Here is a 13,881-nt window from a genome sequence, read left to right as displayed (position 1 = left end):
GTTTCATCACGACGAGCGAAATCATCTAACTCATAGGAACTGAAGGCAGATATGTTGATCCGCGGAAACGGGTGGGGCAACGCGGGCAGGCCAGGAAAGCGAGATGCTAGACCGCATTCTGGAACTGCTTGGCTTTTGTGCTCAATGGGCCGCTGCCACAACTAAGGAACAGCGACGATGAACGGTCTAAGGTGTTAATTTAACTGCTGGATTTCGGAACCGAAACTGCCGCTGCCCCGTGGTGAGTGTGCGGTTCGCTCCACTGGAGGGCAGCGTCCGCCGTTGCCGTGTCGCTCCGTGATAACAGCCTTGGCGCATGTGCGGTGGCACGTTGACCATCAAAACGCGGCTACCGCAGGTGAGGTATTGCGACGCCGAGATTTTTGCGCTGGAATTGCACGTCGGGCACGTTCCGCGACTTGGTCGAAACCATTGTGCCCCGACGTCCCACCCGGTTCGTTGGGGCTTTTCTTTGGCTCTTTGCCACTTTCGAAGTTGGGGGGCTGTCTACACAGCAATGCGGGGAGGAGGATTTTCCCTTGCATCGAGCTCTGCCACGAATGCTGGGGTGCGCTCAATGATCGCCTCCACGGTTTCAATTGCGGAAAACGGTCTCGCTGGAGCGTTACGAGTCGCCACGCTGCGTGACCTTCAAACCGGGAAATGCTCTGCAATTGCTAGGGTGGCGCACGCATGGCCAAAAGCAGCCAGTGAGGCGTACCAGGCGGGCATTCACGTGTTGCGTTGCTGTTTCGCCAGACGAAGCACTGCCGCAACAATTTCCTTGGGCGAGCAAGGCTTTTCAAAGACAACGTCGAACAAATCAGGATGGCTGCGCCCGATTTCTGCCTGTGCCGCAGTGAAGAGAATGATTGGAATTTTAGAGTTTGCGTGCGAGGCGTCCGCGCGAACAGCGCGTGCTAGGTCAAGTCCTGTCATGATCGGCATCATGAAATCAGTGACTATGACATCCGGCCGGAGGTCCGAGATCAGCCGCAATCCGGCCTCGCCGTCCGCTGCGGTTCGAACCTCCAGTCCCTCGGCCGTGAGCACGAATGCCAGGGCGTCGGCATTCATGGTCTCGTCGTCGATGACCACTACTGTAGCCATGATACTCAGGCCCCCGAGGGCGCTTGGACACTGGGGGATGCGATGCCGGAGTCTTTGTCGACCGTATCGCCAGGGATGATCAAGCGGTTCGCAACCTGCAAGCCCCCCGGGCCAATGACGACATTGTGGAAAGCGGTATCAAAAGCGCTGTCGCGCATTTTCACCACGCCAATAAACCGCCTCAGTTCGCCGTGCATGCCTGCCTGTCGCAACAAGACAAGGTTGTCCATCAAGCTGGTAAATTCAGGAAGGGGGTCTGTACCGGCAAGCCCATTGAGGTCTCGCATCTCCAGCGTCGCGACGGACGACACACCCAAGGCGCGCAATTCGTTCGTCAGGGCCGTATAGAATTCGCTCAGCCGCGCTGGATAAACCGCCGCCCGTTCGAATCCGGTCATACCGTCAATGAACAGGCGATGCACGCGTCGCTGGCGAACCGTATCGAGGAGCTGATGACCGAGAGAGTCGAGCAGGTTTTCGGTCATCGGGTTCCAAAGGACAATGAGCGCACCGGCGCGTTCCAGTGCCTCCAGATCAATCCCGAGTGCTCGGCCTTTGGCTTTCAGTCGTTGTGGCGATTCATAGAAGCCAAAGTAGAGCGCGGGCTTCTCAGGCGTCGCGAGACTTAGGAAGTTCAGCCCGAAGGTCGTTTTGCCGCTGCCGGCAGGGCCCATCAGGAGGGTGACGGCCGCAGGGGGCAGGCCGCCTCCGATCAACTGTTCCAGGCCGTGTACGCCTGTTGCAATGCGCTCGTCGCGCAGCCATTCCTCGCTAGACGGCGTACCAAGAAGTGCCTCCAGCCGGGGATACACGTCAATGCCGGTCTCCGAAATCCGGTACTGATGCAAGCCACCCAGGGCGGCACTGCCTCGAGACTTGGAAATGCGCAACTGGCGGACCGTGCGGATACCTACTAGTTCTTCCTTGAGCTGTATGACCCCGTCGACCATGGTGTGCTCTGGGCTCACATCGTCGATTGGGGCGCTGGTCAGGAATAGCACCGTGCAACCAGTGAAAGCGGTATGACTCTGCAGTTCGGCCACGAATGTCTTGACGTCAAGCGCGGACTCCGCCTTGTCTTTTGCGATCAGCAGTCCATCGAGCACTAGGGTCGTGCAGTGATGCCGTGCAAGCTCACTGCGCAATGCGTTGACCAGTGCGGCGAGCCCTTCCTCACGTAGTACCTTGAACAGGCTTATATAGAACAGATCCCGCCCGACTGCAGACGGATCGTAGAAGTCGAACATCGACAGGGCTTGAAAGAGCCGGTCGTGCGACTCGGCAAGGAGGGTCACATATAGCGCCCGGCCGCCATCGCGGATCTGGTTGAATGCGATCTGGTTGGCCAGGATGGTCTTTCCGGCACCAGGGCTGCCTTGAACGATATAGGCGGCGCCTTTCACCAGGCCACCGCAGAGGATCGTGTCCAGGCCGGGAACGCCGCTTTGTACGCGGACAAGCTCTTTTGTCATAGCCGATTCAATGTCAGGACAGATGGCGATGTGGCCCGACCCGGGATGGGGGCAATTCAGCCTCTGCGCGCTTCGGATCACATGAATTTTAGACGACTCTGGTGCCGAAAGTACGGGATGCAGTCAATGAGAGCCATATCGGTCAAAAATCTGGCGTGGCGACGGCGCCGATGGCCTTGCGTGCGCCCGGGCGCGACAGGTGGGAAGGGTCGTGTACAGCCACTGGGCCACGCCACGCCTGTATACAGCGCCGCGAAAGCTTGTTCGGGCAGCGCACTACAGACTCCGACGCTAAGGGAGGCAGCGCGGGACGACGATAAGAGAGTCAGCCCCGTCTCTGCTCGCTAACCAGGCAAGACGCCCGAAGCCATGACCTGGTTGGCCGACTAGGTGGCGATGAATTTGTCATGTTGTTGCGGTATGTCTCCGGATCTGCGGCGATCGAGGTTGCCGAGCGGATCATCGCACACACGTCCGGCATCCTGATGCAGGACGGGTTTCTTTGCTCCCCACGTCGGTAGGGAGTGGTACTTCAGAGCCTCAACTTTCATTGAGAACCGTCCCGGTCTTTTCGTAGGCCTGTCGAATCGGATCGGAGAGACCAGTCTGGTAACCCGGGAGTCCATCAACTCCAGTCAGGTTAATGTCGTATGAGTGCCTTCCGTGCGGTCGGCGTCGCGCTGAACGTAGTCGGTTATACGGCAGACCCGCTACGGTGGGATAGACACGGGGGGCCATGTTCGCCTAAAGTAGGCGCCCCGCAAATTCCCTCCGTAGTCCCCATGCTGTTAGGCGATTTCGACTATCTGGTGCTGAAGGTGCTTCGCGCGCACGCCGGAAGATGGCAGCGGTCGGGGGACCTGATTCGTGAGGTCGCCGCGCGAGATGCTTCTGCCTACCCGAAGAAGGTCACGCGGTCCTTCCTAAAACTAGAAAACCATCAACTAGCGCAGCGCCGTGGCGAAGATGCCAATCGCGAATGGCGCGCCATGTCGGCCGTCGCTGTCAACAAGGATGCACTGCGGCCGCCGGTGGACCTGGCCGTCGCCTTACTGAAACTGCGGCAACTCGCTAATTCACATTTGCCGGCCACAGTAACGGATGGCTTGGCGGATTACTTCCGCGGTGCCGTGCGCGTGCTGGAAGAAAACGTGGCGGCCGCGCGGCTAGCAACGGCCCGAGCATGGATGGGCAAGACGACACGGCTCGACGGACGTTATCCGCTGATCGCGCCTCAGGTTCGCGAGGGTGTACTGGATGCTGTGCTCAACGCGCTCTATCAGGATGGCTGTGTCAAGATTCACTATCAGAATGGACGGACTTCCACCGTGGAGCCCCGGCAATTCACCATATTGCCGCTTGCGCTGGTGGAGAAAGGCCCGGTCCTGTACCTAGTGGCTGACCGCCCGCGTACCGATGGTGGCACCAAGCGACACCTGTTGCGCATGGACCGAATTCACGCCGCGGCCTCATGCGATGCCGTGCTGGCACGGGATGCGGCATTCTCGCTCGACGCATATGTACGGGACGAGCGGACTTTCGAGTTTTTCTCCGAACCGCCCGTGCAAATGGTGCTGCGCGTGCGCGAGGCGGGCGGTTTCCTCAGCCCCTTCCGCGAGCTGAAATTTTCGGAGGACCAAGCGATCACAGAGATGGACGGCGGGTTCATGCTGACGGCCACCGTCACGCCCTCGATCGCACTGAGCAATCTGCTGCTGGAACGCGCGGATGCAGTTGAGGTAGTCTCGCCGGCGGCCCTGCGCGCCGACATTGCGGGTCGGTTGCGGCGCGCGCTGGGCGCCTACGGCGAGGCGAAGTTGGCCGCTGACGACGAGAGGTCTGGCCACGCATAGGCTAGTAACACATCGGCTTCGGTGTTGGCTAGTTGCGAACGCAATACCTGCGTTGGCGTACTACTATGCGCAACTTCCATATCAACGTCCGACGCGGCCCCGATGCTGGCATACGACATGGCCGCGTAACCGCCACGCTGGGCGTTGTCGATCAACGTCCGGACGCTTGACGCCAAGGTCGTGGGAGACGCACCAACAACGCGATGCAGGCGCGCCAGCACGTTACACGATGCCAGCGAGGCAAGCCGCTTCCACCGGGTATTTTCATCTACTTCGCTCACATCGATGATGGCCGCACCTGCCAGGATGCGGGCGGCGGTCACGAGGCTGCAGGAACTCGACGTGATCCAGCATCCCGTGCGGACCATTGGCAGATGTCGCGCTTCGCCTTCGACCAGCACGACGGCCGCAACGCCTTGCTCGCGTGCCACGCGCAACGCCTCGACGGGACCCATGAGATTCCACGGTGCCTGCTTCGACGGTCCGGCAAGACCCTCGATGCTAACCATATGCACGATTAGGTCAGTGGGCCCGCCATCGTTATGGTCCGACCAGACGATACGCCGATCGGCGGCATTCAACGTATCCACGATGGCTCGAAGTGCGTCGCGGGCAATGCCCCAGCGCTGCACCGACAACCGCATTGGCGGGATGTGGCCGACTTCGTCGGCATTACCGGGACCGATCGGATGGTTCGGGGGGCTGGCATGGTCCTCACGATAGGAAAGCTTCGGCATGGGTTCGACCTGATCTGTTGCGATGCTCCGAGTCTTAACCTCCAGGTGGACAGTGGCTGTCCAGGATGGCTTACCCCCGTACTGGACACTGGTTGTCCGGTTCGCCGGCTATGCGGTGGTTCCGAATCGCCATGGACCGTGGTGACTTACTCTACAAATGAGCGCCACAGAGTGGCGCTTCGAAGGCCATGTTGAAGAGGTTGGGGCGACGTCCGTGGAGCTCCAGGGCAATACATTAGAAGAGACCCATGATTTGGCGGGACAACACGTCCCGCACGCTGAGGAAGGCAGCGAACTTCGTAGTGGGTGCTACCTGCGCCCAGGTAGGGGTGGAGAAGATCATCAACGCACCGTAATCGTTCCACGAATCCTCGGGGAGGCGACGACTCCGCCGACTGGACAGAATTTGTCCAGTTGCCATACGACACTGACCTTGCTGTTGCACGCGACGTGGCGCTACCGTCGTACGGCCACGCACGAGCGGGAAACCGCGTAACCTGAGGAGTCTACGAAATGATCATTGTCACTGCCTTCTGAACAACTTTTACGCTGCTGCTCGACACCGCGATGGCGGCCTTTGGCGCCTGGCTTGCAACGACCCTGTTCGGAGCGATCGTAGTGGCGGCCTTTACCTGTGCGCTTTCGGTTGCATACAAGGCGATTTCGAAGGGCCCCCTGGAGGGTCTCCTTTAACCCTTACTCGGCTGGCCCAAGCCCAAGACGACCAAAGGTGCCTCGTCGCGGAACCGGGGCCCGTCGAGAACGTGATTCGCCAAGCCGTCAAACAACCAACGGCCCGACTGCGTGGGCCAGGGTCAACGTGCGTACGAGCTGGACACTGCTCAAGTCGCGCGGCGCCCGCCGAGGCACCTTGGTGCGTCGGGCCTTCGCAGGCCGGAATGCTGCTTCCCACGGAACGAGGCGAGCATGGACACAGGGAAACCTGGGCACGGCCTCTAAATGGGGATATCGCGTGATCGTGGATCGCGAGGGCCGCTTCGAAGGCATCGGCGATTCGCGGCCGCTTCCGCCTCGAAACGACAGTCGCTGGTCTGCACACTATCCGGTGCCCTGATGCCTGCGTGCGAATCCTACAGATCGGGAAGGCCCACCCCACCGAAGTAGGCTTCAGTGCGGGGAAGGCTGGCCGATAGGAGTTGATCACGTTGGCTACAACGGCTGGTCAGTCCCAAGGGCGAAAAGCAAGACTGTCATTCTCATTGCAGCACACAATCTACGATGACCAATATCAATCAATTTCTGCGCGACAACCTTGGCAAGGTTTCGAAGAATATGCTGGTCGCACCGGACATTCCGGAAAAGAAGCTCAACAACGCCGTGAAGGCGTTCTCGCACGGCGACAGCATCTCCCACGTCCCGTCCCACGTCGTGGCCCTGTTTGACAACACCTTGTTCGGCAGTGCCAAAGAGGGTCTGCTGTTCACTGGCGAACGCGTGGTATATCGGGAGACGTTCGGAGATCCGATCGGGATTCCGTACGCGAAGGTGGACGCCGTGCGCCCGCTGCCCACGGCCAAGGACGACACGAAGATGGAAGGGATCGCGGTCTCGCTTAAGGGCGGTGGGAGCGTCCAGTTCAAGAACCTGCTGGAGTGCGACTATGTGCTGCTGGCCAAGATTCTGAATTCTGCCACGCAGTCGTTCGAGGAATACAAGGAAGAAAAGCAGTTCTTGCCGATCAGCGAGATGAGCGAGACGCTGAAGATTGCCTATCTGAAGCTGATCGTCAACATGGCGGTAGCCGACGACGCCACGATCGACCGTCGCGAGTTCGCCGAGATCCTGATGCTGATGACGCGCCTTGAGCTGACCACGGACTCGCGCTTTGCGCTGCGCGGGTACATGGCCTCGCCTGAGGCGCTCGTGCCGGTCGAGGCATTGGTTGGCGAGCTCGACGCTGCCTGTCCCGATGGCCAAGAGCGCTCAGTCCACGTCTCGTTGGTCAAGGACCTGATTAACGTCTACCTGAGCACGGGCGGCAAGGATGTCAAGGAGTTCGCATTTCTCGATAACCATCGGAGCCTCTGGAAGGTGACGGACGACGAGATCGACCTAGCGCAGCGCGTGATCCGCAACGATCACAACATGATCAACGAGGATTTCTCGGATGACCAGATCGTCGCGGCGCTGAAGGACATCTCGGCCAGAGCCGCCGCGGTCGGCACGCCCCTGGCTGCCGTCTACCTGTCGGGATCGGTGATCGGTCTATCGGCGGCGGGAATGACGTCCGGGCTCGCCGCGCTCGGCATGGGCGGATTTCTCGGCCTCTCGAGCATGGCCACCGGCATTGGGGTTGCAATCCTCATCGGGGTGGGTACCTACGCGGGTATCAAGAAGCTGACGGGCGCGAACGAACTCACGCGCGCGCGACGCCGGGAGCTAATGCTGCAGGAAGTCATTAAGCAGACGCAAAGTACTATCTCGCTGCTGATCGGCGATATCAATTATATGACCACGCGCCTGAACGAAACGGTCCAGGCGCACGGTACACAGGACGCGAAGGTCAAGGAGTTGCTGAACGTCATTACCCAGATGACGGCGGCAGGTACGGTGTTGAGGAACCGTGCCGAAGACGTTCAGAGCAGCGCGACGCGCTTGCGCTGCGCCGCCAACCTGGATCTGGACAAACTACGCATGCTCACCCGCGAGCCGACCAAGGCAGATCTCTACGACTTTATCGTGAGCTTCTACGAGGAGCGAGAGATGACGGAGTCGAAGGTTAACCACATGGTCATCCGGCGCACGCACACATCGCGTGAGCTGGAAACACTCGCGCGGGCATTCGAAGCCATCGGCTACTTTAACGTTGGTGACGTCCTCATGGGATCGGCCATGGACGCGGCAGGCAAGGCGAAAGACAAGATCGCAGGGCTCTTCTCGTGAGTCGTTCCGGCAAGTTTGACGACGAGGCGCGTGCGCTCCTCATCCAGACGCATCAGCTCGAGCAGGCCGACAGGAAGCTTGGCGAGCTCGAATTGGCGATGGATGCGATGCAGGCATCGCAACGCCAGAACGCAGTGTTGCTGGACGAGGCGATCGCCGTGGCCACCCTCTCGATGCAGGCAAGTGAGCACGTAACGATCGTCTTTGATGAGGCCGACCTCTGGTTCGACGCGCCCAAAGACGCTGCCGGCGACGGCTGTCCTGCCGTGCCAGCGATCGCGCTGCTCGACACCATCGGGGCGCCAGACGCTGGCGCATCCGGATGGGCGCAATACCTGGTCGACATGGAGTCGTACCGGTCACGCCACCAGTTGGGCGCCCTGGAAAGCCCATTCAACCAGTTAATGACGCCCGCGCAGCGCGTAGCCCTGGAGCAGCGAATCAAGACGGAGTTCTCGATTCAGGGGCCCTGCTGCGACAAGTACGACTACATGATCGCGGGAACGGTGGGCCTGATCGGCGGCATCATCGATATTCTCTTTGTTGGTCTGCCAGGACAAGGCGTACTCACGAAGGTTACGGACGAATGGGTCAACAGTGCGGTGCGCAAGTTCGCTTCCATGGTGGGCTGGAAGGGCGCGCGCGATGGCAAGGATCCGACCGCCAGCGCGATCGGATACCTGGAGCGCCTGTATCGCGTGAACTATGACCACCGGCATGGTGGCGATGTGAACGGCGCGTTCAGGATGAGCACGATGAACCATCACATCAAAAGTTTGGGGCATTCCCCAGACCTGGTGGGGCTGTTCTTCTCCATCCTCGGACAATTCACTAACACGGCGCACTTCGTGTCGGGTGGGAAGCTGATCACTATCGATACCGAGAGCTTCGAGTTGCAGGGCGGCACGCTGGCCGCGAAGCTTTTCGCGGGCTTTGTCAACTGGCTGGGACACCTGTTCTCCGATGTGGCAGGCTCTTCCGGCGCATCCGGACGGGGATCCGGCATTCCGATTCCATTCTATTCGCTGCTGCAGTTCATCGACGCGGGCGAATTCGGACAGCACCGACAGACCTTCGCCACCATTGCGGTCCAGGTGTTCGAGGAGGGCTACGACCTGCGCCATGGCTTGGCGATGGCCATTCCGGTCTTGATAACAGAAATGCTGACGCGCCTGCTATGGGTGATCAAGCAGCGCTTCTATCACAAGCGCCCGTGGCGGGATTGCATCCCTTCGGCGAGCGTCTCGGAGCTTCGCCGGATGTTGCTGGTCGCCCATGGTGCGCTGTGCCTGGTGGACGTCGCGGATGCCACGCTGCGATCAGGCGGTGACCTGGTGCAGTTCATGCTGCGCAGTAATCTGATTGCGTGGGTGCGGCTTGGTTCCCTGGCCTTGAAGGAGTTGACTGCCTTGGTGCGGCAAGGGAGTCTCGATGTCGAGCGTGTCGATGCGCACCTGGAAGCAGAGTATCGGCGGATGCTAGGGGTCTGAGCGTGGCAGGCACGCGCCTCGGAATTTTTCCCGCTCGTGTCAGTCTTGCACTTGCAGGCTGCGAGCAGGAACTGCGTCTCCGTCAGTATGAGGTGCGATGGTGGCCAGACGGCGCCGCTGACTGCGTTCTGGGAGCGAATGAGGGTGTCTATGTGAAAGGCGGTTGCTTCGGAACTCTTGATGCTCAACGACGCAATGAAAAGATGGCTGCGACGTGTCCTGCACGCCGTCGCGAGTTGGTGGCTGCGCTTACTGTCTCTCCACTGGAGAACCGACATTTTCACCAAGTCAGGCAATGAGGTTCGTGCAATCACGCCGGCTTAGCGGTATCGTGGGGTAGCCGATGTGGGCAATGGAGCGTGCCAGCAGCGTGCAACTTTCCATGCCTCTTGAAACCGTTCGCCCATATTCCATTGGCTATGTACCGGACTTCGATCATTTGATAACGCCGATGCAATGTCTCTTGATGGCTGACCTGCCTTCAGAAATCCGGGAAACGGCCGTTCAATGTCAATCGATAGATGCTAGCCTGAGAGCCGGGGCAAATCCTACCTCTGAGCCTTTAGTCACTGCGCTCTTGAACAACACAAAGGCGCATTAACAGTAACGGCCAATTAGTTGCCCCTTACGGGCTCTCCCATCGTAAGTCGCCGCGCCTTATCCAAGCCGCGGCTCGAGGATCTCGATAGAGACAAGTTTTCTATCTTCAATCAGACGGGTAATGCGCGCCAGAATCCGCTGGCCAACAATTACGGGGCCCGATGCGATCGGGTTAGCTCGCGCGTGACGATCCGCTCCCTCTTCTCGGTAGCCAATGTCGATGAAAACGCCCTTGTCATTGATGGCGGTGACTTTGCCAACCACGTTCATTCCCACACGAAAATCGTCAAAGCTGAAGGTGGTCTTCGGTTTCGCTTGGTAGCCGAACTGGATGGCCTGCATGTTCCTGACCTCATAAACGCTGGGTTCTCGATCTCCGGCACGGTGGAAGGTCAGTTGTGCTGACGTAGGGACATTCCATACCTTGTTAGAGGCATCTCGCCCCGTCGATGACACCAGGGCATAAGGAGAAGGGGCACGAAAGATAGAGGCCACGATGCTCCGGTCAACGTCAAACTCCGCCCGAGACACTAATTTGCGATTGAAATTAGTGCCTTCTATTTCGTCCGAACGATGTTTGCCAATACTCAGGATGTCCCCGCAAAGCGTTCGACCACCATGGAGCAAGATCACATCCCAACCGCCCAACTCCGCAAGCGACTGGCGAAACGCGACGATCTCGGGGGGAGGGGCTCGGCGCTTCCCCCACTTGTGGTTTGCAGCCAAAGAAGCGCATCAGCGCATGGAGCAGCCGAAGCAAGAATGGTTCCTGACCGTTGGGCATGAGGTCTTCCAACTCTTCGAATCGGAGCACGTCCGGGCGACTGGCAATCGCGTCATCCAACCAGAGGTTGCCGTAAGGATCGTAGAAGACGACGAAATGTCGCATCGCTACGGGTGTCCGGCCTTTGCTCATATGGTGAAGCCGCAGGATCTCAGTGCGATCGGCGACGTCCTCGAACAGTTTCCCGCCGTTGATCAAGTCGCCCTTACGGTTGCGCTGCATCACACTCCCGTCGCGGCCTAAGCTAACCTCTCCGGTCCAGTTTTTCAGTTCCACAACGATTGCCTCGTTGGGGCCAGTGAAAACGAAATCCATCTCCCTGCGACGCTTCGCGGTTGGGTCAGGGACACGAACGCCATTGACCAACTCCCATCCGGTGCCGATCAATCGAGGCGCCAGCGCGTTGCATACCTCGTGTTCAGCTTCATGCCCGCGAAGCGATGTGTCGCTCGAATCGTGGTGATAGGCCTTCGTATTTTTGTTTGCTTCCTTGATGCGATTGAACAGATCGATCATTGCGATTGTGTCGTTAGGACATCGTCGGAGAATTGAAGATCAATTGTCTACGATGTAAGCAGTCCCGTCGAGGGTCCCATTGTTGCAGCCTTGAGGCGGCGCCATCGGCGATTCGTTGGCGGGTAACCGGTCGTTGAGCGGGAGACCGAGATCTCGGCTATTCGAATGGGATGCGTGGTCGACCGATGGCTTCTGGCGTGCGCCGTGCTTAGGAGGCGCTCCAGTGGGTGCAAGTCCCCCCGGCAAGCGCTCTAGCCGGGAGTAGTCTGCCCAGCCATAGAGGCAACGAAGTGGCTGAAGCCGGCGGGTGTCCCAGGCAAAATGCGGCCGCATCTTGCCTGGGACAGACGGTAGGGGAAGCAGTGTTTCCGTGGGCCACCGACTGTCTTTCCAGAAGAAGGCGTCAAAACGCATCGCCACGCGGACCGAGAATGCCGACGCGGCGAGCCGAGCGGCCGTACTGTCCACGCTTTCCTCTAACCAATTCTTGCGACGTTTGCCAGCGTCGTCGAACGGGCCGCTGCTGAGGGTTTCCACGCCGGCTTGCTCACCACCGTCTTCGGAAGTCTCCCCGATTGCAATTAGGGCTCGCGACTCACAGCGGAAGCCAAAGAGGGCTGTCCCAAGCCTTCAACTCCTCAAGAAAAGCTCTTAGCTTCGACGGCATAAAGCGGCGCGTCGGATAAACGGCGTGCACCGATATCTCCGGCGATGACCAGTTCGGCAAGATACGCACAAGCTCACCGCTGGCGATCTGCGCATCGGCATATCCGGAAGGAAGGAGCGCGATACCATGCCCGCGGCGTACAAATGCGTTGACGATGTGGAAGTCACGTGCGGCGACAGGGCCGGTCACCCGGATCTTTGCCGACTTTCGGCCGCTCATCAAGTGCCAGTCCGTCTCATTGTTCCGGGCATTGATCAGAACGCATGGATGCTCGCTGAGGTCTTCTGGCCGAGAGGGGAGGGCATGAGTCCGCGCATACTCCGGCGACGCAACCAAATACCGCACACTTCTTCCTACGCGTTGCGCGATCAGGCTGGAGTCTTGCAAATCGCCGAAGCGAATGGCAACGTCCACGTTCTCTGCGATCAGGTCCAAGAACAGGTTCGTGAAGTAAAGGTCCATTTGGATACCTGGATACTTGTTCAAGAACGCCGATAGAAATGTGTAAAAGGGCTCATATTCCAGCATTACCGGCCCCGATACTCGCAGCAGCCCTTCCGGTTTGCGCTGCGTCTCGGTTATCGCATGCTCCGCGTCGAACAGGTGACTCAACGGCTCACTGCACTGATCGTAGTAAGCGCGCCCCTGCGTCGTCAGGCTGAGCTTGCGCGTCGTACGTTGCAAGAGCGTCACGCCAAGGCGTTGTTCCAGGGCGGTGACCTTCCGGCTCACCGTCGAGACCGGCATGCCCAGCGCCTGCGCTGCGCGGCTGAAGCTATCGAGCTGCACCACACGCACGAAGACGGCGATGTCGTTCAGATCCGTAAGTTCGGTCATGGCGACTTTTGCATACGTGGAAAAGAGATTACAGATATTCTAGTCTAATCAAAAATCGCTCCGTAGCCGAGACTTGTCTCCAAGCAGTTCAACCTCCCTTGGAGAACAGTCATGTCAAGCAAAGTCGTCCTCATCACCGGTGCATCGAGTGGAATCGGAGAAGCCACCGCAAGGCTGCTGGCCTCGCAAGGCGCAACCGTCGCACTGGCCGCGCGTCGCATAGACGAGCTCGAGCAAATCGCTGCAGATATCCAGGCAAAAGGCGGCAAGGCGTCCGCGCACCACGTCGATGTCACCGACCAGGCGCAGGTCGATCGCCTAGTCAGCAATGTCGTCGCCCAGCACGGCCGTCTCGATGTGATGGTGAACAACGCTGGGCTGATGGCCATCGCGCCCCTGACGCTTCGGAAGACCGAAGAATGGGAACGCATGATCGACATCAACATCAAGGGGCTTCTCTACGGCGTCGCTGCTGCGCTCCCGATATTCGAGCAGCAGCAATCGGGTCATTTCGTGAACATCGCGTCGGTTGTTGGGCTGAAGGTCTTCAGCCCGGGCGGTACGGTGTACTCGGGCACCAAGTTCGCGGTTCGCGCCATTTCGGAAGGGCTGCGCCACGAGGTGGGGGGCAACATTCGCACCACCGTGATCTCGCCTGGGGCGATCGACACCGATCTCAAGTTCGGCTCCGGTGACAAGGCAAGCCGCGATTTCGTCGTCGATTTCTACAAGATGGCCATTCCGGCCGATGCAATTGCGCAGGCTATCGCATATGCCATCGCCCAGCCTGCGTCCGTCGACGTGAATGAGATCGTGATCCGTCCCACGGTGCAGGATTTCTAAGAAGCAGGGCGGCCGGTATCGCGCCGCCGCCTCTGGAAAAGTCTCCACGCGCCGGCCCTTGCGGTTGG

General features: G+C 59.4%; 10 protein-coding genes and 1 pseudogene. 5 read left to right on the top strand and 6 right to left on the bottom strand.

Annotated features, from left to right (window positions below; genetic code table 11):
- Positions 1-732: 732 nt before the first annotated feature.
- Entirely contained in the window at positions 733-1,110 is a 378-nt protein-coding gene (locus tag AC3G88_RS26695; protein WP_066737576.1) for a response regulator, read from the bottom strand.
- Positions 1,111-1,115: 5 nt separating this feature from the next.
- Complete coding sequence (locus AC3G88_RS26690) at positions 1,116-2,582, bottom strand: RAD55 family ATPase (RefSeq protein WP_488894248.1); 1,467 nt, start codon at positions 2,580-2,582, stop codon at positions 1,116-1,118.
- Between the two features lie 365 nt (positions 2,583-2,947).
- On the opposite strand from AC3G88_RS26690, the pseudogene AC3G88_RS26685 reads away from it, so the two are divergent.
- Together AC3G88_RS26685 and AC3G88_RS26680 are read left to right on the top strand one after the other, a co-directional pair.
- Positions 2,948-3,103: pseudogene (locus AC3G88_RS26685) on the top strand (diguanylate cyclase domain-containing protein); the annotation flags it as partial.
- 261 nt (positions 3,104-3,364) lie between these two features.
- A complete protein-coding gene (locus AC3G88_RS26680; protein ID WP_488773965.1) occupies positions 3,365-4,435 on the top strand; it encodes a helix-turn-helix transcriptional regulator in 1,071 nt (356 codons plus the stop codon).
- On the opposite strand, the gene AC3G88_RS26675 is transcribed toward AC3G88_RS26680, so the two are convergent.
- Positions 4,384-5,172: a hypothetical protein gene (locus AC3G88_RS26675; RefSeq protein ID WP_488894247.1), complete on the bottom strand. Its 789-nt coding sequence runs from the start codon at positions 5,170-5,172 to the stop codon at positions 4,384-4,386. The two genes, AC3G88_RS26680 and AC3G88_RS26675, sit on opposite strands and share 52 nt — an antisense overlap.
- 1,239 nt (positions 5,173-6,411) lie before the next feature.
- Here AC3G88_RS26675 and AC3G88_RS26670 point away from each other — a divergent pair.
- Together AC3G88_RS26670 and AC3G88_RS26665 are read left to right on the top strand one after the other, a co-directional pair.
- Positions 6,412-8,076: a hypothetical protein gene (locus AC3G88_RS26670; RefSeq protein WP_488894246.1), complete on the top strand. Its 1,665-nt coding sequence runs from the start codon at positions 6,412-6,414 to the stop codon at positions 8,074-8,076.
- Positions 8,073-9,566, top strand: a complete 1,494-nt coding sequence (locus tag AC3G88_RS26665; protein ID WP_488894245.1) for a hypothetical protein — start codon at positions 8,073-8,075, stop codon at positions 9,564-9,566. Before AC3G88_RS26670 ends, AC3G88_RS26665 begins: the two co-directional genes overlap by 4 nt.
- Positions 9,567-10,223: 657 nt before the next feature.
- Here AC3G88_RS26665 and AC3G88_RS26660 read toward each other — a convergent pair.
- From AC3G88_RS26660 to AC3G88_RS26650, 3 genes are all read right to left on the bottom strand, one after another.
- Complete coding sequence (locus AC3G88_RS26660; protein WP_488894244.1) at positions 10,224-10,508, bottom strand: hypothetical protein; 285 nt, start codon at positions 10,506-10,508, stop codon at positions 10,224-10,226.
- Between the two features lie 205 nt (positions 10,509-10,713).
- A complete protein-coding gene (locus AC3G88_RS26655) occupies positions 10,714-11,466 on the bottom strand; it encodes a nuclease-related domain-containing protein (RefSeq protein WP_488894243.1) in 753 nt (250 codons plus the stop codon).
- A 595-nt stretch (positions 11,467-12,061) separates the two neighbouring features.
- Entirely contained in the window at positions 12,062-12,970 is a 909-nt protein-coding gene (locus tag AC3G88_RS26650) for a LysR family transcriptional regulator (RefSeq protein WP_488894242.1), read from the bottom strand.
- A 111-nt stretch (positions 12,971-13,081) separates the two neighbouring features.
- Between AC3G88_RS26650 and AC3G88_RS26645 the strand changes: the two genes are divergently transcribed.
- Positions 13,082-13,813 (top strand): SDR family oxidoreductase, encoded by a 732-nt coding sequence (locus AC3G88_RS26645; RefSeq protein WP_488894241.1) that lies wholly within the window; start codon positions 13,082-13,084, stop codon positions 13,811-13,813.
- Positions 13,814-13,881: the final 68 nt, after the last annotated feature.

The sequence above is a fragment of the Cupriavidus sp. 86D6 genome (assembly GCF_057815095.1).
The sequence above is the reverse complement of the archived record's forward strand: the minus strand, read 5'-3'. Positions and strand labels throughout refer to the sequence as shown.

Coding starts and splice junctions, on each gene's coding strand:
- AC3G88_RS26690 (WP_488894248.1), bottom strand. CDS start 2,582: ATGACAAAAGAGCTTGTCCGCGTACAAAGCGGCGTTCCCGGCCTGGAC.
- AC3G88_RS26695 (WP_066737576.1), bottom strand. CDS start 1,110: ATGGCTACAGTAGTGGTCATCGACGACGAGACCATGAATGCCGACGCC.
- AC3G88_RS26675 (WP_488894247.1), bottom strand. CDS start 5,172: ATGCCGAAGCTTTCCTATCGTGAGGACCATGCCAGCCCCCCGAACCAT.
- AC3G88_RS26645 (WP_488894241.1), top strand. CDS start 13,082: ATGTCAAGCAAAGTCGTCCTCATCACCGGTGCATCGAGTGGAATCGGA.
- AC3G88_RS26670 (WP_488894246.1), top strand. CDS start 6,412: ATGACCAATATCAATCAATTTCTGCGCGACAACCTTGGCAAGGTTTCG.
- AC3G88_RS26650 (WP_488894242.1), bottom strand. CDS start 12,970: ATGACCGAACTTACGGATCTGAACGACATCGCCGTCTTCGTGCGTGTG.
- AC3G88_RS26680 (WP_488773965.1), top strand. CDS start 3,365: ATGCTGTTAGGCGATTTCGACTATCTGGTGCTGAAGGTGCTTCGCGCG.
- AC3G88_RS26655 (WP_488894243.1), bottom strand. CDS start 11,466: ATGATCGATCTGTTCAATCGCATCAAGGAAGCAAACAAAAATACGAAG.
- AC3G88_RS26660 (WP_488894244.1), bottom strand. CDS start 10,508: ATGCAGGCCATCCAGTTCGGCTACCAAGCGAAACCGAAGACCACCTTC.